The organism is Cellvibrio sp. (genome assembly GCF_053579595.1).
The window spans coordinates 13920-40025 of sequence record NZ_JBRFPI010000002.1; the positions used below are offsets into that span (position 1 = coordinate 13920).

The window sequence follows — 26106 nt, forward strand, 5'->3', positions numbered from 1 at the left end:
ATTTCGTATTTAATTTCGCGCAATATAACCTTTAAGCATCATGGTGCCTTTCAGCTCTGCGTAATAATGGTCATTGATGCGATACATAAACATCAGCAACCCCATTAAGGCGTGAAAGAATCCGGGAATAACAGACAGCATCAGCGCAATACCCATCATTGATGTTTCTGATTGCTCCTGATTAGGCACATATTGGAAATAGGTCAGTAACCAACCTACCATCAAACCCGCAATCCCCATGCCCGCTTTTTGTCCTACTGAAATACCACCATAGGCAAAACCGGATACACGTTTGCCATTTTTAACCTGACCGTAATCAATAGTTTCAGAAATAATCGACCAGAATACCGGTGCATGCAAATCGACAACAAAAGACAACAGGAAGTACAAAATGAAAGCCAGCAACACATCTTGCGGATCAACAAAGACATAAATCGCCAAGCTCAAGCCAGCTACGATGAGCTGGGTATAACGGAATAAATTAATCTTGCAATAAAACTTGGTAATCCAGGTGGATGCAATCATCGCCAGAATTGCTGCAACAACGCCGGTAGATATAAAAGCAGATACCAGTGTGTCGTCACCGCCCAAATAATATTTCGCGTAATAAATAGCAACTGATCCGCGGATCACATAACCAATAGTGCCGGTAATACACACTGCCACCAGAATTAACCACTGGTCATTTTTTAATAGCTGCAAAAACTGGCTGAGCAGCGGTTGCGGCTCGACGACATGCACAACACGCTCTGAGGTGTTGAAATAGCAAAATAAAAACATTACAGCGCCAATGAACGACATAATTGCCATCGCGATTTGATAGCCCAGGGCTTTGTCTTCCCACATGCCTGATACAACAGGCACAACTGCAGCCACCATAAATGCGCCGATTTTGGCAAGAAATAAACGATATCCATTGGCCGATAATTTTTCTTTAGGGTCACTGGTGAGTGCGCTGGGCAATGAAATATAGGGAATGCCTACACCCGATGTAATTAATGTCATCATGATGTAGGTGGAATACGCCCAAATTAATTTTGCGTCATATTCCCAATTAGGCGTGGTGAATACAAAAAATACGCTCACAGCGTAGGGAATTGCCAACCACAATAACCAAGGGCGGTAGCGGCCTTGCAGGAAAGTAAACCGATCAGTGATTTGCCCCATTACTAAATCGGAAATGGCACCGACGATTTTTACAGTGAAAAATAAAATCCCCATATCCATCGGGGTTAGACCAAAAATATCAGTGTAATAAAAAGTGATGATTAACATCATCGACGAGATCACTACGTTCAACGCCATGTCGCCAGCGCCAAACCCTATTTTTTCGGTAACCGATAATTTATCGGGTGCGTGCACATTGTTAGTTTGCATTTATTATAGTGACCTCGTGTTGTTATTAAAAAAAAACGGCAATACCAAACAGAATTCTGCCGTATTGCCGCTTCCTTTATCTCTCACCGTTTTGTACGGTTTATAGTGTCCGAATAATCCGGCTCGCTCTAGTTTTACAAAAAGTAATCGTTCTCTACCGCATGGACTAATAACACATCGATTCCCGCCATGCCTGCACTCGCTGCTGCTTGCAACCCGAGTTTTGAATCTTCAAATACCACACACTGTTTGGGATCAACGCCCAATAATTCTGCACAGCGTAAAAAGGTATCCGGTGCGGGTTTGGGATTTTTTACCTGGTCAGCACCGACTACAGCACTGAGGTATTTGTCCAAACCACAAATCTTCAAAATGGTTTCGGCTTCCTGGGTATAAGCCCCAGTGCCAATCGCCATGGGTTTTACGCCGTGGTATTTCTGTGCAACTTCAAGCAGTGCAGTTGGTTTTACATATTTGTGCATATTCTCGTGCACGACCTGCTCTTTAAAATCATTCATTTCATCAAGGCTGGCATCGACCTTGAGATTGAATTTTTCAAGCAGAATTTCAATCGTTCCTTTAGTGGGAACACCCGCCAATGAACGCATAAACGAGCGGTCAATGGGGATACCGTATTTGTTCAGCATGGTTGACCATGCAAATTCATGTAACTGGCCGCTATCGACTAGCGTACCGTCCATGTCAAAAATCAGTGCTTCGTAATGGTCGTACATCTTTTGCTCTCATTGTTGCCCGGTAAGGTAGAAATTAGAGCACAAACAGGCAATAAGTTCGATATGAAAAGACCTGACTTTACAGTTTGTTTTTAAATTGACGCATGGCGTCGAGTTTTTACATTTGCGATCACCTCGTGGACACAGTTAGGTAGAGGTTTGCGAGACCGTCTGCTGCATGGATGCAGCAGTCGAGCCTACATGGATGTATTTACGGCGCGTCTCGCGAGCCTCTACCTAACTGGGTCTTACTCGATTAGAAAGTTACACACCATCTTTCAGATGATAGTAAGCCGCATTGTGGCGCAATTCGGTTTTGAAATTGCGTACAGTGGTATCCGCACCAATTACCAGCGCTTCAATTCCTGCCATTTCCGCGTAGTCTACGATTTCGTCAGCAGTTACACCTTGGGTGTAGGCGCTGTGGTGCGCGCCGCCGGCTTGAATCCAGGCTGCAGCAGAAATCTCCAGATTGGGGCGTGGTTCCCACAGCGCTTTTGCCACTGGCAACTTCGGCAATTCTTGTGGTGGATTTACGGTGTCTACTTCGTTGATGATCACACGGAAACGGGTGCCGATATCGATCAAGGAAATGCACAGTGCTGGACCCGCTTTGCCGGTGAAGATCAAGCGGGCGATATCATTGCGGCAACCAATTGTGTGCAAATGCACTTCCAGTTTTGGTTTTGCTGCAGCAATCGATGGGCAAACTTCCAACATATGCGCGCCCAGTACCTGATCCACAGCACCGAAGTGATAAGTGTAATCTTCCATAAAGGATGAACCACCCACACGGCCTTTAGAGATCACTTTGCAGATGTGTACCATTGCAGCGGTTTTCCAATCGCCTTCGCCGCCGTAACCAAAACCAGCCGCCATCAAGCGTTGTGTTGCAAGACCAGGAAGGTTGGTTAAGCCAGTTAAGTTTTCAAAGCAGTTGGTGAACGCACCGAAGTCGCCGTCGGTTAAAAACTTCAACATACCCAGTTCCAAACGCGCTTCGTTTTTCAGCATTTGGTATTGATGTGCATCATCAAAAATCGCAGGATTTACATCGTATTCTTTTTTGTAGATTTCAATTTGTGCAGCAACTTGCTCATCGGTAACTGCATCAACTACTTTTTGCAGATCGCCTAAACCATAAGCGTGAACTTCGTAACCAAATTTAATTTGCGCAGCAACTTTATCGCCATCAGTAACCGCTACTTGACGCATGTTGTCGCCAAAGCGTGCCACTTTTAAATTCTGGCTAGCGTACCAACCCATAGCAACGCGGCACCAACTGTCGATTTGCTTTTGCACTGATTCAGTTGCCCAATGGCCTACAACCACTTTGCGCTCCTGGCGCAAACGTGTGCTCACATGACCAAACTCGCGGTCGCCATGTGCAGACTGGTTGAGGTTCATAAAGTGCATATTGATTTCAGCAAACGGTAGCTCAGCATTGAACTGGGTGTGCAAATGCATGTAAGGCTTGCTCAATGCACTCAAACCGGCGATCCACATTTTTGCCGGAGAGAAAGTGTGCATCCACAGGATCAAACCAACACAGTTTTGATTGCTATTCGCCGCTTGGCATACAGCAAGAATTTCTTTGGGAGATTTAACCGTATCCTGCGCAACAACTTTGATTGAAATATTGTTGGATTCAGTCAAACCCGCCGCAATTTTTTGACTGTTCTCGGCGACTTGTTTTAATACGCCTGGACCATACAAATCTTGTGAGCCGGTGACCAACCAGACTTCTTTATCGCCGTAGATTTTCATTTTGTTTTCCTCAGAATTTTTTCAATTTTCAATTTTTTGTTGGGCGTGGCTGCCCAACCTACAAAATCACATCTATCCGTCGTCATCCCCGCTATGCGAGGATGACGACTACCTACTTAATTAAAATTTCATTTTTGCCCGTAATAGGCATTTTTCCCGTGTTTGCGTAAATAATGCTTGTCCACAATGCCTTGTTTTAACGGCAGAGTGTTTTGCTGTAAGGTTTTGGTTAAATAGGCCATGCGTGCAATTTCTTCGAGGATTACCGCGTGGTAAACCGCGTCGGCACCATTCTTACCCCAAGTGAAAGGCGCGTGACCGGCCACTATCACCATAGGAACTTCTTTCGGGCTGCGCGTTTTAAAGCAATCGGTAATTTGCACACCGGTTTCTTCTTCGTAGTCGCGTTCGATTTGTTCGTCAGTCATTACCGCTGTGCAGGGAATTTCGCCGTAGGCGTAATCAGCATGGGTAGTGCCGTAGCAAGGAATAGCCTGTTGCGTTTGCGCCCAGGCAGTGGCGTAAGTAGAGTGAGTGTGAGTCACTCCACCAATCGATTCAAAGTGGCGATACAAATGCGTGTGGGTTTTGGTATCCGACGAGGGACGCATACTTTTTTTATGTGGAGAGTCTTCCACGATATTATTTTCCAAATCGACAATCACAATATCGTCAGGAGTCATCACCTCATAGGCAACACCGCTTGGCTTAATCGCAACCACACCTCTAGCGCGATCAATTTGCGATACGTTACCCCAGGTATACACCACCAGATTGCGGCGCTGTAATTCCATATTGGCTTCGTAGACTTCGCGTTTTAATTCGGTGTAACTCATTAAGCGTTACCTCCAACACCACCAGCAGAGACAAAAGTGCCAAGCTTGAGATATTTTTGATACAAGCCTTCATAGATAGCGGCAGCATTGGCATTGGGCGTGTAGGTTTTGCATACGCTGGATGCCATCACTTTTTGCGCGCTTGCAACATCGGGATAAACACCACCGGCAACTGCAGCAAAAATTGCCGCGCCCAGCGCGCAACTTTGTTCACTCTCCAACACTTCGATGGGGCAGTTCCATACATCGGCGCAGGTTTGCATTACAAAGTCGGATTTTTTCGATATACCGCCAATCGCCACTACCGAATTAATTGCAACACCTTCTTGCTTAAAGCGCTCGATAATCGCACGCGCACCATAAGCCGTTGCTTCAACCAGCGCGCGGAAAATATGCGGTGCACTGCTGCCCATTTTCAAACCGGCAATTGCCATAGCAACCGATTGATTAGCATCGGGAGTGCGACGGCCATTGACCCAATCCAGTGCGGTAATACCCGCTTCACCGATGGCTAATTTGCCCGCCGCGTTACTCAATGCAACCAGCGTTTGATCTTCAATTTCTTGTGCGAGTTTTTGTTTGGTGTCTTCATCAAGTAACGAAGAGTTTTGCAAGATGTTAGCAACCGGCCAGTTCACCAGATTGCGGAACCAGGCATACAAATCGCCAAATGCTGACTGCCCTGCTTCCAGGCCAACAAATCCTGGTGTTACCGAACCATCAACCTGGCCGCAGATACCGGCGATACATTTATCGCCAATATCGTCGTAGGTTGCGACGGTAATATCGCAAGTGGATGTACCCATAATTTTGGTGAGCACACCCGGTTTTACTTTTGCAGCAACGGCGCCCATATGGCAATCGAATGCGCTAAAACCAACGGGCGTATTGATTGGCAAACCAAGTTTGTCCGCCCATTTTGCAGAGAGCCCACCGCAAACTTGGTCAGAGGTAAATGTCTCGGCCGGCAAACGGTCACGCAAACCATTTAATAGAGGATCAATGCCCACAAAGAAATCATTCGGTGGATAACCACCCCAGCTTTCATGCCACATTAATTTGTGGCCGGTGGCGCAGCGGCCCATGCGCAATTTGCTTGGGTGCGTAGTATCAGTCAGCACTGCTGACATCCAATCGCAATGTTCGACCCACAGGTAAGCGGCTTTGGCGACTGAAGAGTCTTCACGCAATACGTGCAAGGTTTTCGCCCAGAACCATTCAGAGGAATAAATTCCGCCTTCGTACTTTAAATAGTTTTCGGATGATTTATTTGCACCCCCCGTAATTTCCTGCGCTTCTTTAACCCCGCTGTGGTCTTTCCACAACACAAACATGGCATTGGGATTTTCAGCAAATTCCGGTTTGAGTGCCAACGCAACGCCTTCGCTATCAACCGCAACGGGAGTTGAGCCGGTGGTATCAAAACTGACGCCGACAACTTGGTGCGCAGCACCAGCCGGTGCCTTACTCCACAACCCCTGAACAACCTGCTCAAGGCTCTCCAGATAGTCGAGCGGATGTTGGCGGAATTGGTCTTTCGCCGGTACGCAATACAAACCTTTTTTCCAGCGCGGGTAATAGACCACATTGCTGGTTACTTCTTCACCGGTCAGGGCATCTACTAACAGGGCTCTGACAGAGTCAGTGCCGTAATCCAGCCCCAAGGCATAAGAGGTCATAACATCACCCATTTTTATACTGTTGCCTCACCAGAGGATATTAATATTGTATGACAATATTATTCAGATTAGCCCCTGCCATGTCAATTGGTTTCAGGGGGCTTGCGTGCGCTTAACTACTTATTTCTTTGCCGGTTTGACAGCTTTATTCGCTGTTACGCCTTCGCTGGTCATAACGATGCGTTTGATAGTGCCATCCGCGTTGTAAAACAGCTCATCGATTGCCACCGAGCGGCGATATTGGCCACCATCCGGACGCCCTGCGCCGGTGTGATAAATGAAGTAGTGCTTGCCGTTAAATTCAATAATCGCCTGATGGTTAGTGGGCGTATTGCCCGCCACTTCATTGAGGATTCCCTTATATTCCCAAGGGCCAGTGATGCTTTTGCTCATCGCATAACCGATCTTCTCAGGGAAACCCATCGCAAAGGACAGATAGTAGTTGTCCTTGTATTTGTGCACCCAGATTGCCTCGGTAAATTCAGGCAGGCTTTTGATTTCATTGATAGCGCCGTCCAACTCGATCATATTGGGCTTGAGCTTGGCGTAATATGCCTTGGTATTGCCCCAAAACAGATAAGCCTGGCCGTCGCCATCAATAAATACCGAAGGGTCGATGTCATCCCAATCGTTGGGGGTATCAGTGGTCATATCGTTGGTTATCAATGCCTTACCCAGCGCATCCTTAAACGGCCCGAGCGGACTATCGCCCACCGCAACACCAATCGCAAAACCGGGTTTGGTGTCGTTGTGGCGCGCGGTGATGTACCAATAGAACTTGCCATTCTTTTCAATAATCTGGCTCGCCCAGGCATCCCCTTTAGCCCACTTAAAGTCTTTCACGTGCAGGCGCGGACCATGGGACTCCCAATTGACCATGTCATCCGAGGAGTAGACCAGCCAGTCGTGCATCTCAAAAAACTTGGTGTTGTCTTTGGCTTCATCGTGCCCCGCATAGAGGTACACCTTACCGTTATGCACCATGGCGGCCGGGTCAGCGGTAAACACATCGGTAAAAATCGGGTTGGCGGCCTGCGCGGCGCCAGCAAGCACGGACAAGGCTAAAAACATCGGTTTAATCAGGGGGCGCATTATTCACTCTCACTCTTATTGTTGGTGATACCCGTTTTCTGAAGGGGTTGATTTATATTGATATTATAATACAATTAAATCAAGTCTTGGCAGTGAAAAGTTTTGTCCAAATCCGAAGTGGCGCCCGTATTTAAACGGTAAACCTGCGTAATTAGGATTGCGGCAGCTTATCCCAGCTCTTATATTGTCTGACTTTAATAATAATTGATGCCCTGACTGGAACAAGGTTAGGGCTGATCCTGCCATAGCTGTGGCTCCATAAGATGTAGCAGCCTTGTATGAACCAAGATAATAAGACAAAAAAAGCACCCGCATCAGCGCAAAAGCCACTGCGAAGTGCCCAATGGTTCGGCACCCAGGACAAAAACGGCTTTATGTACCGCAGTTGGATGAAGAACCAGGGCATCCCTGAACATCATTTCCAAGGCAAGCCTATTATCGGCATCTGCAATACCTGGTCAGAACTCACTCCTTGCAACAGCCACTTCCGCGAACTCGCCGAAAGCGTCAGGCGCGGCATTCTGGAAGCCGGCGGCGTGCCGGTAGAGTTTCCAGTTTTTTCCAACGGCGAATCCAATCTGCGCCCCAGCGCCATGCTCACGCGCAACCTGGCGGCGATGGATGTGGAAGAATCGATTCGCGGCAATCCTATCGACGGCGTGGTGTTATTAGTCGGCTGCGACAAGACCACTCCCGCATTAGTGATGGGCGCCGCCAGTTGCGATCTGCCCACTATCGTTGTGACCGGCGGCCCCATGCTCAACGGCAAACACAAAGGTAAAGATGTCGGCTCAGGCACACTCGTATGGCGCATGAGCGAAGATTACAAAGCGGGAAAAATTTCCCTGCAGGAATTTATGGATGCCGAAGCGGATATGTCCCGTTCCACCGGCACCTGCAACACCATGGGCACAGCATCGACTATGGCCTGCATGGTTGAATCGCTCGGTTTATCACTGCCGCAAAATGCCGCCATTCCCGCTGTCGATGCGCGCCGCAAAACCCTCGCCTATATATCCGGCATGCGCATTGTGGAAATGGTGCAGCAAGATTTACGCATCTCACAATTGCTCACGCGCGAAAGTTTAATCAATGCGATTCGCACCAATGCAGCCATTGGCGGTTCGACCAATGCCGTGATCCATTTAAAAGCCATAGCCGCACGCATGGAGTTGCCACTCACATTGGAAGATTGGCAAACCTACGGCCAGCAAATTCCCACGCTGGTAAATTTGCAGCCATCCGGCCAATTTTTAATGGAAGATTTTTATTACGCCGGCGGTTTGCCCGCAGTATTAAAACGCCTGGGCGATGCCGGTTTACTTCACAAAGACTGTTTGACCGCAAACGGAAAAACACTCTGGGAAAATAACCAGCAAGCGCCCTGCTATAACGACGATGTTATCCGTACGATTGATAATCCGCTGTGCAGCAACGGCGGCATTTGCATTTTGCGCGGCAACCTTGCACCGCGCGGCGCAGTATTAAAACCGAGCGCAGCATCGCCACACCTAATGAAACATCGCGGCCGCGCGATCGTGTTTGACAGTTTTGATCACTACAAAGAGCGCATAATGGATGAAGCACTCGACGTTGATGCAAACAGCATTATGGTATTAAAAAATTGCGGCCCCAAGGGGTATCCCGGCATGCCGGAAGTGGGCAATATGGGTCTGCCACCCAAATTATTGCGCGCGGGTATTACCGATATGGTGCGCATTTCCGATGCGCGCATGAGCGGCACCGCCTTTGGCACAGTGGTATTGCATGTTGCACCTGAAGCGCAAGAGTTTGGCCCGCTTGCTGCGGTAGAAGATGGCGATTGGATCGCATTGGATACCAATGCAGGCTCACTTGAATTGGAAGTGAGCGCAGCAGAAATTGCTGCACGTTTAGATAGGTTGCGCCAACAAAAAATCCAGAAAAAAAACGGTGGCTATTTGCAGCTGTATATCGAACACGTAATGCAAGCCGATGAAGGCTGCGATTTTGATTTTCTCGTGGGTTGCCGTGGCGCTGATGTGCCCGGCCACTCCCATTAAGGTGATGCGGCTATGACACTCACCAACCAGTATCCCAGCCTGAAATATAAAGTGGTGTTAATCACCGGCGGCGCTTCCGGTATTGGTGCCAACTTAGTTGAAGCATTTTGCCATCAAGGTTCGCAGGTGTGTTTTATCGATATTCTCGATGCAGATTCGCACAAACTTGTCGAACAACTTAGCCATCGCCCCGATAACACACCGCCGCGCTACTATCGTTGCAATCTGTTAAATATTCCCAAACTGCAGGCGACGATCAAACAAATCTACAACGATGTTGGCCCCATCAACATATTAATCAACAATGCCGCCAATGATACGCGCCACGATTTTCGCGAAGTTACCATTGATTATTGGAACGAGCGTTTGGCGGTAAATTTACGCCACCATTTTTTTGCAGCGCAAGCGGTGTATGAACATATGCTTGAACTCGGCAGCGGCTCGATTATTAATTTGGGTTCCATGAGCTGGTACGCAACTCAAGGTGGTATGCCCGGCTACACCAGTTCCAAAGCGGCGATAGAAGGTTTAACACGCGGGCTTGCACGGGATATGGGCGGCAATAATATTCGCGTGAATACGCTGGTGCCCGGCTGGGTGATGACCGACCGCCAGATGGCGATGCTCACTAAAGATAAATCTGCCAAAAATATTTTAGATAACCAATGTTTAAAAAAATCGGTGATGCCGGAAGACATTAGCGCTATGGCGTTATTTCTGGCATCGGATGATAGCCGTTTATGCACCGCCCAACATTTTATTGTGGATGGTGGGTGGATTTAACCTAACAATAATTTAACGACACGAGAACTTACTATGAAAACGATTTTTAAAACCCTGACACTTGCCGCTGCCATTGGCATCAGCGCTACTGCAAATGCATTGACCGTTGGATTCGCACAAGTGGGTTCAGAATCCGGTTGGCGCACCAGTTTTTCTGAATCGGTAAAAGCCGAAGCGGAAAAACGCGGCATCACATTGAAGTTTTCTGATGCGCAACAAAAGCAGGAAAACCAGATTAAAGCCGTGCGCAGTTTTATTGCGCAGCGTGTGGATGCCATTCTAATTGCGCCGGTAGTAGAAACCGGTTGGCAACCGGTGTTGATGGAAGCCAAGCGCGCGCGCATCCCAGTGGTTATTCTGGATCGCAATGTATCGGTTACTGACCAATCACTTTATCTCACACGTATCGCGCCAGACTTTGAAGTGGAAGGCCAACGCGCTGCCAGCTGGCTCACTGAAAAAACCCAGGGCAAATGCAATATTTTAGAACTGCAAGGCACTGTAGGTTCAAGCGCGGCGATTGGTCGCATGAAAGGTTTTAACGATACCATTGCTAAATTTCCGGAAACCAAAATTGTGCGCAGCCAAACGGCCGAATTTACTCGTGCAAAAGGTAAAGAGGTAATGGAGACCATGCTCAAAGCAGAAGGCGGCGGCAAAGGTATTTGTGCAATCTGGGCGCATAACGATGAAATGGCACTGGGTGCGATCCAGGCTGTACGCGAAGCGGGTTTACAACCAGGTAAAGATATTCTGATTGTGTCGGTAGATGCAGTAGACGATGCGTTGAAGTCGATTGTGGCAGGCGAGATTAATGTATCAGTGGAATTAAGCCCGCATCTTGGCGGCCCAGCGTTTGATGTGATCAATGAATTCCGCGATGGTAAAAAAGAGTTTGATAAGTGGATCAAGATGGGTGGAGCGGTTTATACGGCTGATAACGCTGCAGCTGAATTGGTAAAGCGTGGAGCCAAGTAATTTCTGAGCATGACGCGCTAACGAATAGAGTTGGACGACACGCCGTGAATACGTCCATGTAGGCTCATCTTCGGCATCCTTGCCTCAGACGGTCGTTCAACTCTATTCGCTAGCACTTTGAAAGTATGTGCAACATAAAAAATCAAAAGCGATTAAAAAATGAGTACAGCTCCAGTTTTACAGCTCAAAGGAATTCATAAAATATTTCCCAGTGTCCATGCTCTGAAAGGTGTGGACTTCAGTTTGCGCGCAGGAGAAATTCACGCGCTACTCGGTGAAAATGGTGCCGGTAAATCGACGCTCATCAAAGTGATGACCGGCGTTTACCAGCGCGATGGCGGCGATATTTTATTGGAAGGCAATCCCATATTCCCCAACAACACTGGCGATGCACAAGACCTTGGCATTAGCACTGTGTATCAGGAAGTGAATTTGTTGCCCAACCTGACCGTTGCGCAAAATATTTATCTTGGCCGTGAACCGCGCCGTTTCGGTTTAATCAACTGGAAAAAAGTAAACCAAAACGCTGCGCAGTTACTCAAAGGTTACGATCTGGATATCGATGTAACCCTGCCACTCTCGCACTACTCCATCGCCGTTCAGCAATTAATTGCGATTGCACGCGGTGTGGATATGTCCGCAAAAGTATTGATCCTCGATGAGCCCACCGCGAGCCTCGATGCAGATGAAGTGCAATCGCTATTCCGCATCATGCGCGATTTAAAAGCACGCGGTATCGGCATTGTATTTGTAACCCACTTTCTCGATCAGGTGTATGCCGTATGCGACCGCATTACCATTTTGCGTAGCGCAGAATTGGTGGGCGAATTTGTTGCAGCAAATTTATCGCGCACTGAATTGATTGGCCATATGCTCGGTAAAGAGCTTGCTGAATTGGGAGAGCACAAACCACAAATCGATTCAGCATGCGGAGATTCATTATTAAATGTGCAAGGTATTGCGCGCAACGCCACCCTCTCCCCTGTCGATTTACAAGTCTGCAAAGGTGAAGTTGTAGGCCTCGCCGGTTTGCTCGGTTCCGGCCGCACTGAATTATGTCGCTTGATTTTTGGGGTGGATAAAAAACACAGCGGCACAGTGATGTTTAATAGCAAAACCGTAAACTTTTCTTCGCCACGCGATGCAATAGACGCAGGCATGGGCCTCTGCCCGGAGGACCGCAAACACGATGGCATCCTCGGCCAGCTTTCTATCCGTGAAAATATGATTCTCGCCCGCCAAATCAAACAAGGCTGGTGGAAATTTATTTCGCGCAAAGAGCAGGAAGAAATCGCCAACCAATACGTTAAAGAATTAAGTATCGCCACCTCGGATATTGAAAAACCGATTGAGCAATTAAGCGGTGGCAACCAACAAAAAGTAATTCTCGCCCGCTGGCTCGCCGCTAATCCTTCGCTATTGATTCTCGACGAACCTACCCGCGGTATCGATATTGGCGCCCACGCTGAAATTATCCGTTTGATTCGCAAACTCTGCGACCAAGGCTTGGCCTTGGTGGTTGCATCTTCCGAGCTAGAAGAATTGGTCGCATTCAGTAGCAAAGTGATTGTGCTGCGCGATCGCAATAAAGTCGCTGAGCTGGAAGGCAGTGACATTAATCCGCAGCGGATTATGCAGGCGATTGCGGCAAATTAATGATTAAAGCTGCGATATATCCTCGTTCCCAAGCTCCGCTTGGGAATGCATACGGCGGATAAAAAATAGCATTCTTTAAATTGTAGATCTGCATTACCAAGCGGAGCTTGGGAACGAGAAAAGCAGAAAAAATTAATGATGAGACAATTATGAACCTAACCAAAAACCAAAACCTGCGCCGCTATTTGTGGCCCTGCGCCGGTTTACTGGTGCTGTTAATTATCAACGCCATTATTTCACCGGAATTTTTCCAAATTGAATTTAAAGATGGCCGCTTTTACGGCAGTTTGATTGATGTACTCAATCGCGCCGCGCCAGTTGCATTACTCGCTATCGGTATGGCTTTGGTTATCGCAACTGGCGGTGTCGATTTATCCGTGGGTTCGATTATGGCAATCGCCGGAGCAGCCAGCGCCTACTACATCACCAAAGGTGTCGATAACCTTGCGATTATTATCGGCGCTGGTTTAGTCGCTGGATTAATTGCTGGAATCATCAACGGTTTTCTCGTGGGCTACATGAGCATCCAACCGATTGTTGCCACCTTGATTTTAATGGTCGCCGGGCGCGGGATTGCGCAATTAATGAATGAAGGCCAGATAGTCACCTTTGATCACGCCGGATTTGCTTTTTTAGGCACCGGTGATTTTCTCGGTCTGCCATTCCCTGTCGTGCTGGTGATTATCACGTTTATTATTGTGCAATTATTAACGCGCAGAACCGCATTGGGTTTGTATATTGAAGCGGTGGGCGCAAATCCATCGGCAAGTCATTACATGGGCTTGAACGCCAAAGCCATTAAGATGAGTGTGTATTGTGTAGCAGGCCTCTGTGCTGCACTGGCCGGCATGATCGCAGCGGCCGACATCAAAGGCTCCGATGCCAACAACGCCGGTTTGTGGTTAGAACTGGATGCCATTCTCGCCGTGGTTATTGGTGGTGCATCGCTAATGGGCGGACGCTTTTCTATTTTTCTCGCGGTAATTGGTGCGCTGATTATCCAGACACTGACCGTCACTATTATCCTCAGCGGCATTCCACCGAAATTTAATCTGCTGATTAAAGCCAGCGCTATTATTATCGTGCTGTTAATGCAATCACCGCGTTTCCAACAGCAGCTGAGCCAGTTGAACTTCTGGGCAAAGAAGAAGGAGAGCAACCGTGCTTAAACTAAATCCGAAATTTATTCCGCTCGCCGTCACCTGCGCGTTGTTCTTTGCGTTGTTTGGTGTAGGTGCAATCCAATTTGATGGTTTTGGCAGCTCACGCGTATTTTTTAATTTACTCAGCGACAACGCCTTTTTAATTATCGCCGCCGTCGGCATGACCTTTGTGATTCTCTCCGGTGGTATCGATTTATCCGTGGGTGCAGTCATCGCATTAACTGGCGTAGTGTGCAGTGTATTAATCAGCAAATACCAATGGCACCCGTTAGTTGTGTTTCCAATTGTCTTGATTGGCGGCACCGCATTTGGTGCAATCATGGGCGCTATTATTCACTACTACAAAATGCAGCCGTTTATTGTGACACTTGCAGGAATGTTTTTTGCGCGCGGGTTGGCGAGTGTAATCAGCGAAGAATCCATTCCAATCGAACACGAATTTTATAATCAGGTCGCTGAGTTTGGTTTTATGTTGCCCGGCGATGCCTGGATTGGAACCTCAACGATTATTTGTTTGTTGGTGTTATTCGCGGCAATTATTATCGCCCACTACACCCGCTTCGGCGGCCGTGTTTACGCGATTGGTGGCGATGCAAATTCTGCCGCATTAATGGGCATCCCACTCGCACAAACCACCATCCGCATCTACGCCATCAGCGCCTTCCTCGCCACGCTCGCAGGCATCGTCTACTCCTTCTACACCTTCTCCGGCTACTCACTCGCCGCTGTCGGCGTAGAGCTGGATGCAATCGCCGCAGTGGTTATCGGCGGCACCTTATTAACCGGTGGTTACGGCTACATGTTCGGCACCCTGATGGGTGTACTGATCATGGGTGTAGTGCAAACCTATATTTCATTTGATGGAACGCTAAGTAGCTGGTGGACGAAGATTGTGATTGGTTTGCTGCTGTTTTGTTTTATAGCGTTGCAGCAGTTGTTGGTGCGGGGAAAACCGCGATAGGTTCAGATTATTCCTAGTGAAAATGAAAAAGCCCAAGGTGAGAGCCTTGGGCTTTTTCATTTGATATTTCATTTACAAATTAATATGGCCATATTTTTTTTCTAGCTTTGCTTGATCTTTTGTTGCGATAGACAATGAAGATTCAATCTCAGCTTTCTCATTTTTAATATAGCGTTTCAAATTATTACTGTAATTAAGCATGTTTTTCGCGGCGACTTTAGCGATCCTAGAACTGCTGCCAGATGTAGTAATACCTCTACCCGAAACAACAACTTCAGAGCCTTTTGAATGTACAGTTGTAAATCGCCCCGTCGCTCCATTTCTACTTACATAATGCCCAGAACGAGTTTTTTTCATACTAGACCTCCAATTTTACCAAGCTCTTTATTGGACTATCGCCAATAGAATGAACAATTTGCACACCTTTTTCCCGCAATTCTGAGGTTGACACCTTTCCAACGGACTCCCAACTAGAATCATCTCTGATTCTGTAGTAAGTCAATATGGGATCGTTAGCGTACCCATCAAAAATCAACCCGAGAGGCACATATCGTTTTGTCTCTAAAAACCGATTGAGCGCTCTCCGACAGGATTCCTGTTTGTCTAAGCTTACCAGAACCAAATGCACCTTGTATCCTTTATCAAGTAATGCATCCCTGTGTTGCCGTAAAGATTTCAAGTCATTCCCAATCTTTGGTATAACCATATTTATTCCCTTGGTGACACAAAACTCCTGTAGAGATAACTCTTTGGAATAAATGACCTCAGACGAGCCAAATGTGACTATTGAAGACTCCTCATGAACTAGAGATGCACCATACTCATGACCAAACTCTGGGAACTTTCTTTTCGCGAAATCAGAATCTACAACAAATGCACCATACAAATCGGCTAGCTTACTGGCAATAGTAGATTTTCCTGATGCTGGAAGCCCGGTAAGTAGAATAGCCTGCTTATTGCTTAAAGGTTCGCTATTAGGTTTAGCTCCGCCCACTCCCAGAGCAATGCCTTCATCATCTATTAGTCTGATTTTATTAACTAAATCATCAAAAATAGCTTTTCTTAGCAATATTCGCTTATCGCTACTTTTATGCAAGGGGTGCCTATTAACAGCACTCGTCAACGTTGGCTCGAGACTCATATTTTCTAAAAGCTTTTCTGCCTTCATCACATGCTGCGTAGCATCTGCGGCAACAACCTCGTCTAACTGCAATGCTCTAGTTAGAAAATCAAAGGCCAAATCCACCGAATTTAATGGCCTAGCGAAATTTAGACTCATCTAAACATCCTCTGTCATGTGAAGTTTTATAAAAAATAATTTTACACCATAGCATCGACAGAGCAATACATACAAACCTCCTATGATATATTTAACTCGAACGCGATAAACGCCGCCTTGCAATACGAACACAGACTAATAATCGACTCTACCAAAACGAAAAATTATGCGATCCGAATATGACCTAACCAAAATGTACTCTCGCAAAAACCCTTACATATCAAAAACGCAGACAAGGATTTCATGTACAAACTATTCTACTACCCCCGCAACGCCAGCTGGGCGCCGCATATGCTGTTGGCAGAAATGCAATTGGATTATGAATTGATTCTGGTAGACCGGAAAACTGAAGCGCAGAAAAATCCTGAGTATTTAAAGCTGAATCCCACTGGCAGGATTCCCACTCTAGCATTTGATAATCAGGCTATTTATGAAAGTGCAGCCATCTGTTTATTTTTGTGCGAACAACATCCTGAAAAAAACCTGATCCCTGAAGCTGGAACCATCGCACGAGCAAGGTTTTATCAATGGTTATTTTATTTGAATGCGTCATTGCAGCCTGAATTGATGGTGTATTTTTATCCGCAAAAACATACTACAGCGACTTCGGGTCATGCGGACATAAAACAAGCGCAGGAAAATCGTGTAACACAAATGCTCGTATTGATTGATCAAGAGCTAGAGGGCAAGGAATTTTTATTGGGTAATAATATCAGTGCGTGCGACTTTGTATTGTTTATGTTATTACATTGGGGCAGCGGGCTTAAACAACCGCCCCTATCTTTTCCAAATTTAGGCAAGTATTTACGTGCGATGGCCACGCGGGAATCGGTTAAGGCGGTGTGCATGGTGGAGGGGACAAATCTTGAAATTTATACTTAGTAGATATTAATTACCTATGCGTTCCCAAGCGGAGCTTGGGAACGAGAATGAAAACGCCCTATTAAATAATCACTCACCGCCTGCCCCCAACTTCTGCATCTTCGCAAACCATTTCTGCGCGGTTTTTTCATCCATATTACCGACATTGCCAATCAAGGTTTCATTGATGGGTGCTATGCCGACAAAACCCAAAATATTGCGTTCCAATGATTTCAAACTGTGTGCGCGAAAATACCAGCGGTACACCAATGCCGGCATCCCCATAGTGACCACTACACGGGCAGAGCGACCAGTCAGGCCTTTTTGCGCGAAGGGATTTTTACCGTCGGATGTAAATGCAAAATCGGGGCGGGCGATTTGCTCTAAAAATCCTTTGAGTACGGCAGGCATATCACCGAGCCAGAGCGGGAAAAATAACACTATATGTTCAGCCCAATGAATATCATCTTGCGCAGGCTTTAAATTGACGGGGAGCAAGCCATGCTCCCACTCTTGCTGGCTGCGCAGTAACGGAAAATCGATTGCGGCAACATTGACATGGCGGACGTCGTGGCCAGCATCAGTCGCACCGCGCGCGTAAGATCGCTCCAGTTCATTGCAGAGATGATGTTGCTGTACATCGGGATGACCTTGGATCAAGAGGATATTTTTGCTCATAGATGTCACCTCAATTGTGGTGATGAAAAACACCCCAGAAAGATCAATGAGTAGGCTACGCCGGAATCATGGAGCTTTTGTTGATGCAAAACAAGATTTACCGGCTATCGCAGGCGGATGCGCACAGATGAACGGTGAGCTATGATGCACCCATAACTTTTGCAACTCAGTTGTCTATCGCACTTAGCATTTTTATAGCATCCAGCACTAATCAAAAAACTGTATTTAATATTTGGTTTTATCGCTTTTTATGCGCCACTTTTTTGCAGCAATAAATAGGAATCCCCATTGAAACAACTGATTGGCTCTATTTTGAAGCATCACCATTGGTTATCAGTGGCAGTAGTGATGCTCATTACAGTGATACCGCAACACGGCATTGCCGAACAGACCATTGTGGCTGCGGTCGATGAAGACATTATTGCGGATTACCAATTGTTTGTTGGCGAGCGCGATCCACTCTTGATTAATTATTTTGGTGGCCCGGGTGCGCGGCGCGATGTGATTGAAATTATATTGTTGCAGCAGGCATTAGCTTTGGGGGGATTTAAAGAGAAAGTCACACTGCGGCCAGAAAACAGCTATTTGCGGGTTTTAAAATTGGTGGCCGATGGGCATGTGGCTTTATCCGGTGCACTTATGTGGCGTGAAGATATAAAACCCTACGCATCGCATCTGTTTAAAACCAAAGCGGTGGTGAAAGAGGGTGAATTTATTGCTGGCCTGTATACGCGCGCCGATAACCAACGCGCACTGCAAGCCAACACACGTGAAAAAATTAGTCACCTAAGCGCCGCCTCCAACAATCATTGGAACGCTGATGTAAAAACACTGACCGAATTGGGTATTCGAAAAATACACTTCTCTACTTACTGGGTGCAAATTGTGCGCATGGTAGTTGCGAATCGTGCCGACGTGACGCTCGCACCTTTCCAAGTCAATCCGGATATGAAAGTGATGGTCGATGGTTTGGAGCTGGTGCCGATTCCAGGAATTAAAGTTGCACTACCCGGCAGCCGCCACTGGCCGATCAGTAAAAAACACCCGAAGGGAAAAGCAATTTTTGATGCATTAGTGCGCGGCATTGAAGAACTGGAAAAGAAAAATATTATCCAACGCGCTTATGAAGAGTGCGGGTTTTTTCATCCGGACGTTAAAGACTGGATATTATTAAACCCACCTGCCCCATAGCGTTAAATTAGGAATTGAAAAGTGATGACTCCCGCGTTTGCAGGAGTGACGGGCAACAAAACTAAATCAATTGCGGAGCCAAGCCTGTGCTTTCACGCACCATGAGTGTGTGCGGCAAAATGCGCTTTACCGGTGTCATTGGCTCACCGTTAAGTTGTGGCAATAATAATTCCATGCAGGCAATGCCGATTTCTGTCATAGGTTGTGCCATGGTGGTAAGTGAAGGGCTGCAGTATTCCGCGTAGCGAATATTATCAAAACCCATTACCGAAAAATCCTGCGGAATTTTAAAACCCATTTTATGCAGCGTTGACATGCAACTCATACCCATCTCATCGCTGAATGCAAAAATTGCTGTGGGGCGATTTGTTAATTGCGCAAGATTGCGCGTCGCTTCTGCTGCACCAGCCAGTGCGTAGTTGCCGATCTGAACCAAGTGTTCATCAAACACAATATCCGCATTGGCCAATGCCCGTTTATAACCTTCCAAACGGCTCTTGGTGCTGGGCACACTCATATTGCCCGCAATAACACCTATGCGCTTGTGGCCAAGGCTGAGTAAATAATTCACCGCATCCTCAGCGGCGGCGGCATTATCAATATTCACACTGGGAATACCCTCAATGTCCACCGGCTCACAGGCATTGACCAGTGGCGGTAATTGTTCGGCAAGGGTTCGTTCGGGATCAATATCAAACGGCAGACGCGAGCAAAATAATAAAATACCGTCAGCTTGGCGCGAGCGCACCATATTGGCGAATGAGCGTTCGCGACTTTCTTTTTCTTGTGTGTCACCTAGTAACAATGAATAACCATTTTCCAGTGCAATACCTTCAATCGCTCGAATCACCGGATAATTAAATACGCTAATCGCGTCGGGAATAATCGCCACCAAATTATAAGTTTTTGATTTGCGCAAACTAACACCCAAACTATTGGGCGTATAACCGGTACGTTTAACGACCTCAAGCACACGGTCGCGCTTGGCGGGAGTGACTAATTCGGGGTTGCGCAATACACGCGAAACTGTGGCTGGAGAAACGTTGGCTTCTTTGGCGATTTCTTTGATACCGATCATGTCTGTGCCTGTTTGTTATTGTTATGAATTTATAGATTCACCTTCATTTCACAATAAATCACAAATCAGAAGGAATTTCCAGCAAGACAATAGGTAAAACGATAGCTGTGTGATGCCCCAGCAATAACGGCGAAACACCTGCCGTTATTGCTATTCGCTCTTGCTTCCAGTGATGGAGGGCAAAGAATCATCAATACTACTATATTATTTGGCAATCAAGCTGATGGCTGCACCGCCACCGGGAGACAATGGCAACACCAATTCATCACCCCGTGTGACTTCTATTTCACGAATTTCATAGCTCCCCGGATTGGTTGCGTAGTGTGCCGTTTTACCGTCCTGATAAATACGTGCAGTGTATTTTTTGCCTGTATCCAGGAAATCCAGTTTAAGCTGCAAACTGCGCGCCTTTTCGTTAGTGAGCGCACCAATAAACCAGTTGTCGCTGTGGCGGTCCTTACGAGCGATTGCTGCATATTCGCCAATTTCACCACCCAAGGCGCGCGTGGTTTCCCAATCTACTGCAACATCTTTAATAAATTGGAATGCATCCAAATGTTGTTCGTAGTGCTCGGGTAAATCCGATGCCATTTGCACCGGTGAGTAGATCACCACATACAAAGCCAACTGTTTAGCAAGCGTGGTATTCACCTGATTTTTCGGGCGCGATGGCAGGGTTAATTCAAAGGCACCGGGAGTAAAATCCATGGGGCCAGACAGCAAGCGTGTAAACGGAATAATTGCTGTGTGATTGGGTGGATTACCGCCATCTACCGACCAAGCATCGTATTCCTGTCCACGCGCAACCTCGCGTGAAATAATATTGGGATAAGTTCTGCGCTCGCCAGTATCTTTTACCGTCTCATGTGCAACCACCGCCACTTTATATTGAGCGGCTATATCAATCACGCGCTGGGCGTGATTTACATAGTATTGCCCATGGTGATACAAACCATTCACCAACTCCTCACCGGTTTCAACGTACCCCGTTTTCACCGCTTTCATGCCGTTTTGATTAAGAAATTTAAACGCGTCATCCAATTGGCTTTCGTAATTTTCAATCGCCGCACCGGTTTCGTGATGACCAATAATGTACACACCTTTTTCAGCTGCATAGCGGCTCAACTCTTTGACATCGAAATCGGGTGTTGGAGTATAAAAATTAAAATTGTTGCCGCCACCGGGTTTCCACCACTCGCCATCCCAACCGAGATTCCACCCTTCAACCAGCACACCAGCAAAACCGTGTTTAGCGGCAAAGTCGATATACTTTTTGGTATTGGCGGTAGTCGCTCCATGAGTGGGGCCAGATTTCCAACTGGTTTTTTCTAAATGCAATTCCCACCAGACACCCACATATTTTGCCGGTTTGATCCAGGATACATCGCCCAATTTATTGGGCTCATTTAAATTGAGAGTGAGATAATTGGTGACCAAATTTGCAGCGGATTCTTCCACTTGCAAGGTACGCCAGGGTGTTACTGCCGGCGCCGTCAATTTCACTGCAATAGGTTGATGTTTTGACGTGGGTACCAGTGTCGCATTGATTTTGCCGTCTGCGCCGCCGGTGACATTCATGGTGGAGTAATTGTGCAGTGCCGCTTCATGTAGCGCGACAAATAGGCCCTCGTTGGTTTGCAGAGTCACCGGTGTGTGCACCAAACCCATTTTGCTAATGGGTGTTTTTTGATACAGATATTCGTATTGATTACCCGCCTGCCCCGGCGTCCACCATGCGGTGTGATCAGCCGTCATATTAAATTGCGTTAGCTCATGCAAAATCTCGATAGTGGTTAATGAATCCTGTTCAGGAAATTCGTAGCGAAAGCCCACACCATCGTCATACACACGAAATACCACATCCAACTTACGTTTAGCGCCAAAAACTTCGCGCAAGGTAATACGCAATTGGTTGTAGTGGTTGCGAATAAAACGCTCTTCGCCCCAAGGTTGTTCCCAGGTTTCATCAAAGCGGGATTTTTTTGCCGCGACTACTTTAAAACCACTGGTTAGCGCTGGTTGGTTTTTAAGTTCAAAACCCAAGCGCGAATCTGCCACCAGATCCTTGCCCTTATAAACCACGTTATAACTGGGTTCACCATTAGATGATAGATACACATTAACGCCAAGCGTCTCTTCGGGTGAAGCAACACTGGCAATAGGATTCTGTGTCGCAGCGGCGCTGGACACCCAAGAGGCGATAAGAATCATAATTAGTTTTTTCATCGTATTGTTCGTCAGTAGAATTTGAAAAATTATTATTGGTCCGAGCTAGCTAAAAAGAGGGTACGCAGCCGCTCGATACAACTATCCTGACACCATGAGCCAGTGCAAAATAATATTGCACCATAAACTGAATTTAATAGCAGGATTAAGCCAGTGTCTAGCACTAAATACTTGTCATATAAAAAGAAAACGATTTCAATTTTGTGAAAACGATTTCTTTTTTTATCCTAATAAAAACCACTGAAGACCGCAGACATTAACACCAAAAAAATGGCTATTTGATGCAATTAAAAACCAAAAAAAAATCACACATTTTTTCAACTTATCTATTAATAAATGTAATAAAAAAATAGCCCAACCACTTAACATGCATGTGCGTAACTGGATTTAAAAAATCAATACTCCGGCAAAACCACCAAAAAAAGTGCCCCTGTCTGAATGGCAGAGGCACAAGCGGAGAAAAATTTCATTAATACAATCAATTCACACTGTCATTACCAACCGGAATTCCCTTCGCCACGCGTAATGACAAAACCAGGATTCACATTATTGAGACCGCCCAAGGTAGCGCCTTCGACCGTGACATTGTTAAAACTACCCGCACCGATCACATTAAAATACAGACCATTGCGACCGGCACCTTTAATACGCACATTGCTGACTCTCAAATCTGTTATTGCGCGATTATTGCTAACAAAAATGCCATCAAATGGACTGTCGTTAATATCCAGCGTATCAATTAAAATCGTGGCATTAATCGGTGTTTTATCAGCAAAGACCCACACTGCACCAACGTTGTAATTGTAAGTTGGCTCCCAGCCGCCAGCGCGATTAATAGTATTGCGACGAACTTCGGTTACACCCATAAAGGGGGTAGGTTCAAAGCGATTACTAATTGCGATACCCGCCGGAGCATAGAGCGTATCAGAGGCGATATTGTCTAGAATTTTATTGTCCTGCCCGCCGTAAATCGCAAAACAATTAGCAAGAATGGGGTTGCTGACTGTGTTGTAGCGATACGCGTTATTGGCATTCACAGCGTTAACTGACCACATTGCCAAGGCATCGTCGCCGGTGTTGCGCAAACTGATATGACTGGCGACCGTATTTTTCACGCCGCCCGCAAAATTAATTCCATCAGCCCAGGTATTGCGAATGCGGCCATTCACAATATACAAGCCGTCACTACCGGCCAACCAGAAGCCAACCTTCATGTGTTCAATCCACACATTTTGTACCAATGAATTTTTGCCGAAATCACCACCCAACGCAGCATCTTCGCTGTCGTTACGGAAAGTTCTTTCACCGCGAATTTGCAAATCGGCGATAGTGACATTGCCCCCGCCTTTGCCAGTCATACCACCCTTACCGCTCAGTGTTTGCAGCACCGTATGCCACATGCCTGCGCCGCGAATATGAATATTACCCAACTCGATTAAATTAAAGTTGCCAAGAATAAAAGTACCCTCGGGGAACCACAGCCCCTTGCCCTGATTTTTTGCAGCGACCATTGCCGCTGTAAACGCAGAGGTATCCTCGATGGTGTCGTTGGCGATCGCTCCAAAATCGATAATGGAAATAAAATTTTCCGGCATCACATAGGCAGATTCAATCTGCTCAAAATCAATTAAATCAATTCGATAATAAGCGGCGGTATTGTCGGCATCTTTTTGTAATTTTATTTTTGCTCCAGCGGGAATATCCAAACCTTTAATTTGAATATCATCAAAGAAGCGATGAGCCATACCATTTGAGGGTTTGTCGTTAAAAGGATAGTTGCCATAAACCCATGCATAACGTGAGCTTAAATCGAGCGCCTTCACTTTAATATCATTTATGTACAAATTAAGTGTTGCATTGGTGCCACCGCCATTAGCGGAATCCGGAATGCCATAACGCATAACCAGTGTGTTTGCCTGCTTAGGTGCAATCCACTCAACATAATGGCCACCAGTGTCGAGTGTGACGTATTTGCGCCCAGACGCTTCAGCCGCAACGGTTAAATAGGTCGTACCAGAATTTGATACCTGCCCATTAGTTACACCATTTTCAGCTTCCAATTGCTGAAACGAAACGGTTGCTCCGCGCTCAGCTAAAGGGAGCGCACCAGCGATACTAAGCGAGTCCAGATTAACACCACCCGAATCACCACTGTCGTACTGATAACTAATGGTGTTTACGCCAGTTCGCAGAGTTAATTGTTCGATCTGATTTGCCCAAGCTGTATCTGCCCCGGTTCCAGCTAAATTCAATTTGCGCACAAACAGGCCATTAACATAAACACTGAGCGTTTTATTGCTTGCCGCTGAATTGGCGTAGACCAAAGTTGTTGCATAATTTGCTGTAGCAGGCGTATTCACAGTAAAAATAACTCGCGCGCCCTGCGCTGAAAAATGGGTCACATAGGTATTTGCCGCCGTTACACCACCGGAAAAGAAATTATCTTCCGCTTGATAAACCACTGCCGCACCATCAACCACTGAACTGCTTGACGAAGAAGCGACAGCGGATGACATGACTGATGATGAGCTAATCCCAACACTTGATGGAGCGTCAACACTGGTTGAACTGGCCGAGGCAGCATCACTCGATACACTGGATACTGCTGCACTGCTTTGCACACTGGACGATGCAGGGGGAGTTGGCGGTTTACCTGCCCCACCGCCGCCACCGCAGGCACTTAACAACGAAATTGCTGCAAATACGGAGACCATATTTATTAACGAGGCAGCAGTTATCAATGGGATACGTGAGCATATATATGTTTTCATGGTTATCTCGTATATGAAACTGATTTTTCTATATAACTTTATTGTCGTTTTTGATAGACCTGACACTACCAAGGTGCATTCGCCGAACAACTAAATAAAACCCTGTAGCAGCCTTGCGAATCATAGTAACCACCACCTACGCGGCATGTCTATCGCTGAAAACGTTTTCAGAAATTTGGTATCGTTTTCAAATGAAAATAAAATTTTTATCGCTTAATATGAAATTCAGGCAGAGCCCATATAAACAAGTAAATAGCCTTAAGTCGGAAAAGTATTGCCTTTAAGATGTGTGAACTTTCTACCCACATTAAAAAATAACAATTGCAAATAAATCAGTTGAAAACGTTTTCCGAAAAATAAAAACGTTTTCAGATTTTTGAAGAGAGTGATTTGGTTGTTTTTAGGAAAATGTCTTTAGTATGATCCTTAGGACAGGAACAACCTGGTTTTCATACACGGCAAAATTTTAAGGTAAGTAAAACAACAATAACTTACTGAAAAAAATAATTAACTTTCCAATAGGAAGAGTAAAAACATGAAAAAACTCACGTTCAACCACCTGCTCGCCATGGCATCTACTATAGGTATGATTGCTGGCTCGCAAACGGTTTATGCACAGCAAACCACTACTGAGACCGAAGAAGTTATTGTTACTGGTTTTAAGGCGAGCCTGGAAAAATCATTGGAGATTAAACGCGCGTCCGACTCCGTTGTTGAGGCGGTATCGTCTGAAGATATAGGTAAATTGCCGGATAAAAGTATCACCGAGTCATTAATGCGTTTGCCCGGCCTTGCCACTCAACGGGTAAATGGCCGTGCACAAGTAATTAGTGTTCGTGGTTTTTCGCCTGGCTACAATGAAACCTTGTTAAACGGTCGTCAACAAGCATCCACTAATGCTGGTCGCCGCGTAGAGTTTGATCAATATCCCGCAGAATTTGCCAGCGCCCCGCT

At 46.3% G+C, this 26106-nt stretch carries 21 protein-coding genes; 9 read left to right on the top strand and 12 right to left on the bottom strand.

Annotation, left to right across the window (positions count from 1 at the left end; genetic code table 11):
- Positions 1–9: 9 nt before the first annotated feature.
- The 6 genes from ACWA6V_RS00220 to ACWA6V_RS00245 all read right to left on the bottom strand — a co-directional run bounded on the left by ACWA6V_RS00220 (position 10) and on the right by ACWA6V_RS00245 (position 7485).
- Positions 10–1377, bottom strand: a complete 1368-nt coding sequence (locus tag ACWA6V_RS00220; protein WP_449520616.1) for an MFS transporter — start codon at positions 1375–1377, stop codon at positions 10–12.
- Between the two features lie 134 nt (positions 1378–1511).
- Positions 1512–2111 carry a beta-phosphoglucomutase family hydrolase gene (locus ACWA6V_RS00225; RefSeq protein ID WP_449520617.1) on the bottom strand — a complete coding sequence of 200 codons (600 nt, stop codon included), beginning with the start codon at positions 2109–2111 and terminating at the stop codon, positions 1512–1514.
- A gap of 264 nt (positions 2112–2375) precedes the next feature.
- A complete protein-coding gene (gene araA, locus ACWA6V_RS00230) occupies positions 2376–3878 on the bottom strand; it encodes an L-arabinose isomerase (protein ID WP_449520618.1) in 1503 nt (500 codons plus the stop codon).
- 128 nt (positions 3879–4006) lie between these two features.
- Complete coding sequence (locus tag ACWA6V_RS00235) at positions 4007–4714, bottom strand: L-ribulose-5-phosphate 4-epimerase (RefSeq protein ID WP_449520619.1); 708 nt, start codon at positions 4712–4714, stop codon at positions 4007–4009.
- Entirely contained in the window at positions 4714–6393 is a 1680-nt protein-coding gene (locus ACWA6V_RS00240) for a ribulokinase (RefSeq protein WP_449520620.1), read from the bottom strand. The genes ACWA6V_RS00235 and ACWA6V_RS00240 overlap by 1 nt, the downstream gene beginning before the upstream one ends.
- A 120-nt stretch (positions 6394–6513) precedes the next feature.
- Positions 6514–7485 (bottom strand): glycoside hydrolase family 43 protein, encoded by a 972-nt coding sequence (locus tag ACWA6V_RS00245; RefSeq protein WP_449520621.1) that lies wholly within the window; start codon positions 7483–7485, stop codon positions 6514–6516.
- Positions 7486–7763: 278 nt separating this feature from the next.
- Here ACWA6V_RS00245 and ACWA6V_RS00250 point away from each other — a divergent pair, with 278 nt between their 5' ends.
- The 6 genes from ACWA6V_RS00250 to yjfF all read left to right on the top strand — a co-directional run bounded on the left by ACWA6V_RS00250 (position 7764) and on the right by yjfF (position 15068).
- Positions 7764–9527, top strand: a complete 1764-nt coding sequence (locus ACWA6V_RS00250) for an IlvD/Edd family dehydratase (RefSeq protein ID WP_449520622.1) — start codon at positions 7764–7766, stop codon at positions 9525–9527.
- 12 nt (positions 9528–9539) lie between these two features.
- On the top strand, positions 9540–10310 hold the full coding sequence (locus tag ACWA6V_RS00255) for an SDR family NAD(P)-dependent oxidoreductase (RefSeq protein WP_449520623.1): 771 nt from the start codon (positions 9540–9542) through the stop codon (positions 10308–10310).
- A 33-nt stretch (positions 10311–10343) separates the two neighbouring features.
- Positions 10344–11288 carry an ABC transporter substrate-binding protein gene (locus ACWA6V_RS00260; RefSeq protein ID WP_449520624.1) on the top strand — a complete coding sequence of 315 codons (945 nt, stop codon included), beginning with the start codon at positions 10344–10346 and terminating at the stop codon, positions 11286–11288.
- 159 nt (positions 11289–11447) lie between these two features.
- Positions 11448–12944: a sugar ABC transporter ATP-binding protein gene (locus tag ACWA6V_RS00265; RefSeq protein ID WP_449520625.1), complete on the top strand. Its 1497-nt coding sequence runs from the start codon at positions 11448–11450 to the stop codon at positions 12942–12944.
- 149 nt (positions 12945–13093) lie between these two features.
- Positions 13094–14113 carry an ABC transporter permease gene (locus ACWA6V_RS00270; RefSeq protein ID WP_331351073.1) on the top strand — a complete coding sequence of 340 codons (1020 nt, stop codon included), beginning with the start codon at positions 13094–13096 and terminating at the stop codon, positions 14111–14113.
- Positions 14106–15068, top strand: coding sequence for a galactofuranose ABC transporter, permease protein YjfF (yjfF, locus tag ACWA6V_RS00275; protein WP_449520626.1), 963 nt, complete (start codon positions 14106–14108; stop codon positions 15066–15068). The genes ACWA6V_RS00270 and yjfF overlap by 8 nt, the downstream gene beginning before the upstream one ends.
- Before the next feature lie 72 nt (positions 15069–15140).
- Here the strand turns inward: yjfF and ACWA6V_RS00280 are convergent, their stop codons facing one another.
- Together ACWA6V_RS00280 and ACWA6V_RS00285 are read right to left on the bottom strand one after the other, a co-directional pair.
- Positions 15141–15425, bottom strand: coding sequence for a hypothetical protein (locus tag ACWA6V_RS00280; protein ID WP_449520627.1), 285 nt, complete (start codon positions 15423–15425; stop codon positions 15141–15143).
- Between the two features lies 1 nt (position 15426).
- Positions 15427–16347 carry a zeta toxin family protein gene (locus ACWA6V_RS00285; protein WP_449520628.1) on the bottom strand — a complete coding sequence of 307 codons (921 nt, stop codon included), beginning with the start codon at positions 16345–16347 and terminating at the stop codon, positions 15427–15429.
- Between the two features lie 243 nt (positions 16348–16590).
- Between ACWA6V_RS00285 and ACWA6V_RS00290 the strand changes: the two genes are divergently transcribed.
- Positions 16591–17229, top strand: coding sequence for a glutathione S-transferase family protein (locus ACWA6V_RS00290; RefSeq protein ID WP_449520629.1), 639 nt, complete (start codon positions 16591–16593; stop codon positions 17227–17229).
- A gap of 69 nt (positions 17230–17298) precedes the next feature.
- Here the strand turns inward: ACWA6V_RS00290 and ACWA6V_RS00295 are convergent, their stop codons facing one another.
- Positions 17299–17886: an NAD(P)H-dependent oxidoreductase gene (locus tag ACWA6V_RS00295; protein WP_449520630.1), complete on the bottom strand. Its 588-nt coding sequence runs from the start codon at positions 17884–17886 to the stop codon at positions 17299–17301.
- A gap of 288 nt (positions 17887–18174) precedes the next feature.
- Here ACWA6V_RS00295 and ACWA6V_RS00300 point away from each other — a divergent pair, with 288 nt between their 5' ends.
- The gene (locus tag ACWA6V_RS00300; protein ID WP_449520631.1) at positions 18175–19077 is read left to right on the top strand and encodes a hypothetical protein; all 903 of its coding nucleotides are present in this window, start codon (positions 18175–18177) and stop codon (positions 19075–19077) included.
- A 61-nt stretch (positions 19078–19138) separates the two neighbouring features.
- Here ACWA6V_RS00300 and ACWA6V_RS00305 read toward each other — a convergent pair whose 3' ends face one another.
- The 3 genes from ACWA6V_RS00305 to ACWA6V_RS00315 form a co-directional block, all read right to left on the bottom strand.
- Positions 19139–20155 carry a LacI family DNA-binding transcriptional regulator gene (locus ACWA6V_RS00305; protein WP_449520632.1) on the bottom strand — a complete coding sequence of 339 codons (1017 nt, stop codon included), beginning with the start codon at positions 20153–20155 and terminating at the stop codon, positions 19139–19141.
- A gap of 204 nt (positions 20156–20359) precedes the next feature.
- Complete coding sequence (locus tag ACWA6V_RS00310) at positions 20360–22381, bottom strand: glycoside hydrolase family 97 protein (RefSeq protein ID WP_449520633.1); 2022 nt, start codon at positions 22379–22381, stop codon at positions 20360–20362.
- A gap of 494 nt (positions 22382–22875) precedes the next feature.
- Complete coding sequence (locus ACWA6V_RS00315; RefSeq protein ID WP_449520634.1) at positions 22876–25152, bottom strand: hypothetical protein; 2277 nt, start codon at positions 25150–25152, stop codon at positions 22876–22878.
- A gap of 535 nt (positions 25153–25687) precedes the next feature.
- On the opposite strand from ACWA6V_RS00315, the gene ACWA6V_RS00320 reads away from it, so the two are divergent.
- Positions 25688–26106 (top strand): TonB-dependent receptor plug domain-containing protein (locus tag ACWA6V_RS00320; protein WP_449520635.1); only part of this gene is annotated, 419 nt, incomplete at its 3' end.

Excerpts from the sequence above, each read along its gene's own strand:
- ACWA6V_RS00220 (WP_449520616.1), bottom strand. The coding sequence starts at position 1,377 with ATGCAAACTAACAATGTGCACGCACCCGATAAATTATCGGTTACCGAA.
- ACWA6V_RS00225 (WP_449520617.1), bottom strand. The coding sequence starts at position 2,111 with ATGTACGACCATTACGAAGCACTGATTTTTGACATGGACGGTACGCTA.
- araA (WP_449520618.1), bottom strand. The coding sequence starts at position 3,878 with ATGAAAATCTACGGCGATAAAGAAGTCTGGTTGGTCACCGGCTCACAA.
- ACWA6V_RS00235 (WP_449520619.1), bottom strand. The coding sequence starts at position 4,714 with ATGAGTTACACCGAATTAAAACGCGAAGTCTACGAAGCCAATATGGAA.
- ACWA6V_RS00240 (WP_449520620.1), bottom strand. The coding sequence starts at position 6,393 with ATGACCTCTTATGCCTTGGGGCTGGATTACGGCACTGACTCTGTCAGA.
- ACWA6V_RS00245 (WP_449520621.1), bottom strand. The coding sequence starts at position 7,485 with ATGCGCCCCCTGATTAAACCGATGTTTTTAGCCTTGTCCGTGCTTGCT.
- ACWA6V_RS00250 (WP_449520622.1), top strand. The coding sequence starts at position 7,764 with ATGAACCAAGATAATAAGACAAAAAAAGCACCCGCATCAGCGCAAAAG.
- ACWA6V_RS00255 (WP_449520623.1), top strand. The coding sequence starts at position 9,540 with ATGACACTCACCAACCAGTATCCCAGCCTGAAATATAAAGTGGTGTTA.
- ACWA6V_RS00260 (WP_449520624.1), top strand. The coding sequence starts at position 10,344 with ATGAAAACGATTTTTAAAACCCTGACACTTGCCGCTGCCATTGGCATC.
- ACWA6V_RS00265 (WP_449520625.1), top strand. The coding sequence starts at position 11,448 with ATGAGTACAGCTCCAGTTTTACAGCTCAAAGGAATTCATAAAATATTT.
- ACWA6V_RS00270 (WP_331351073.1), top strand. The coding sequence starts at position 13,094 with ATGAACCTAACCAAAAACCAAAACCTGCGCCGCTATTTGTGGCCCTGC.
- ACWA6V_RS00280 (WP_449520627.1), bottom strand. The coding sequence starts at position 15,425 with ATGAAAAAAACTCGTTCTGGGCATTATGTAAGTAGAAATGGAGCGACG.
- ACWA6V_RS00285 (WP_449520628.1), bottom strand. The coding sequence starts at position 16,347 with ATGAGTCTAAATTTCGCTAGGCCATTAAATTCGGTGGATTTGGCCTTT.
- ACWA6V_RS00290 (WP_449520629.1), top strand. The coding sequence starts at position 16,591 with ATGTACAAACTATTCTACTACCCCCGCAACGCCAGCTGGGCGCCGCAT.
- ACWA6V_RS00295 (WP_449520630.1), bottom strand. The coding sequence starts at position 17,886 with ATGAGCAAAAATATCCTCTTGATCCAAGGTCATCCCGATGTACAGCAA.
- ACWA6V_RS00305 (WP_449520632.1), bottom strand. The coding sequence starts at position 20,155 with ATGATCGGTATCAAAGAAATCGCCAAAGAAGCCAACGTTTCTCCAGCC.
- ACWA6V_RS00310 (WP_449520633.1), bottom strand. The coding sequence starts at position 22,381 with ATGAAAAAACTAATTATGATTCTTATCGCCTCTTGGGTGTCCAGCGCC.
- ACWA6V_RS00315 (WP_449520634.1), bottom strand. The coding sequence starts at position 25,152 with ATGAAAACATATATATGCTCACGTATCCCATTGATAACTGCTGCCTCG.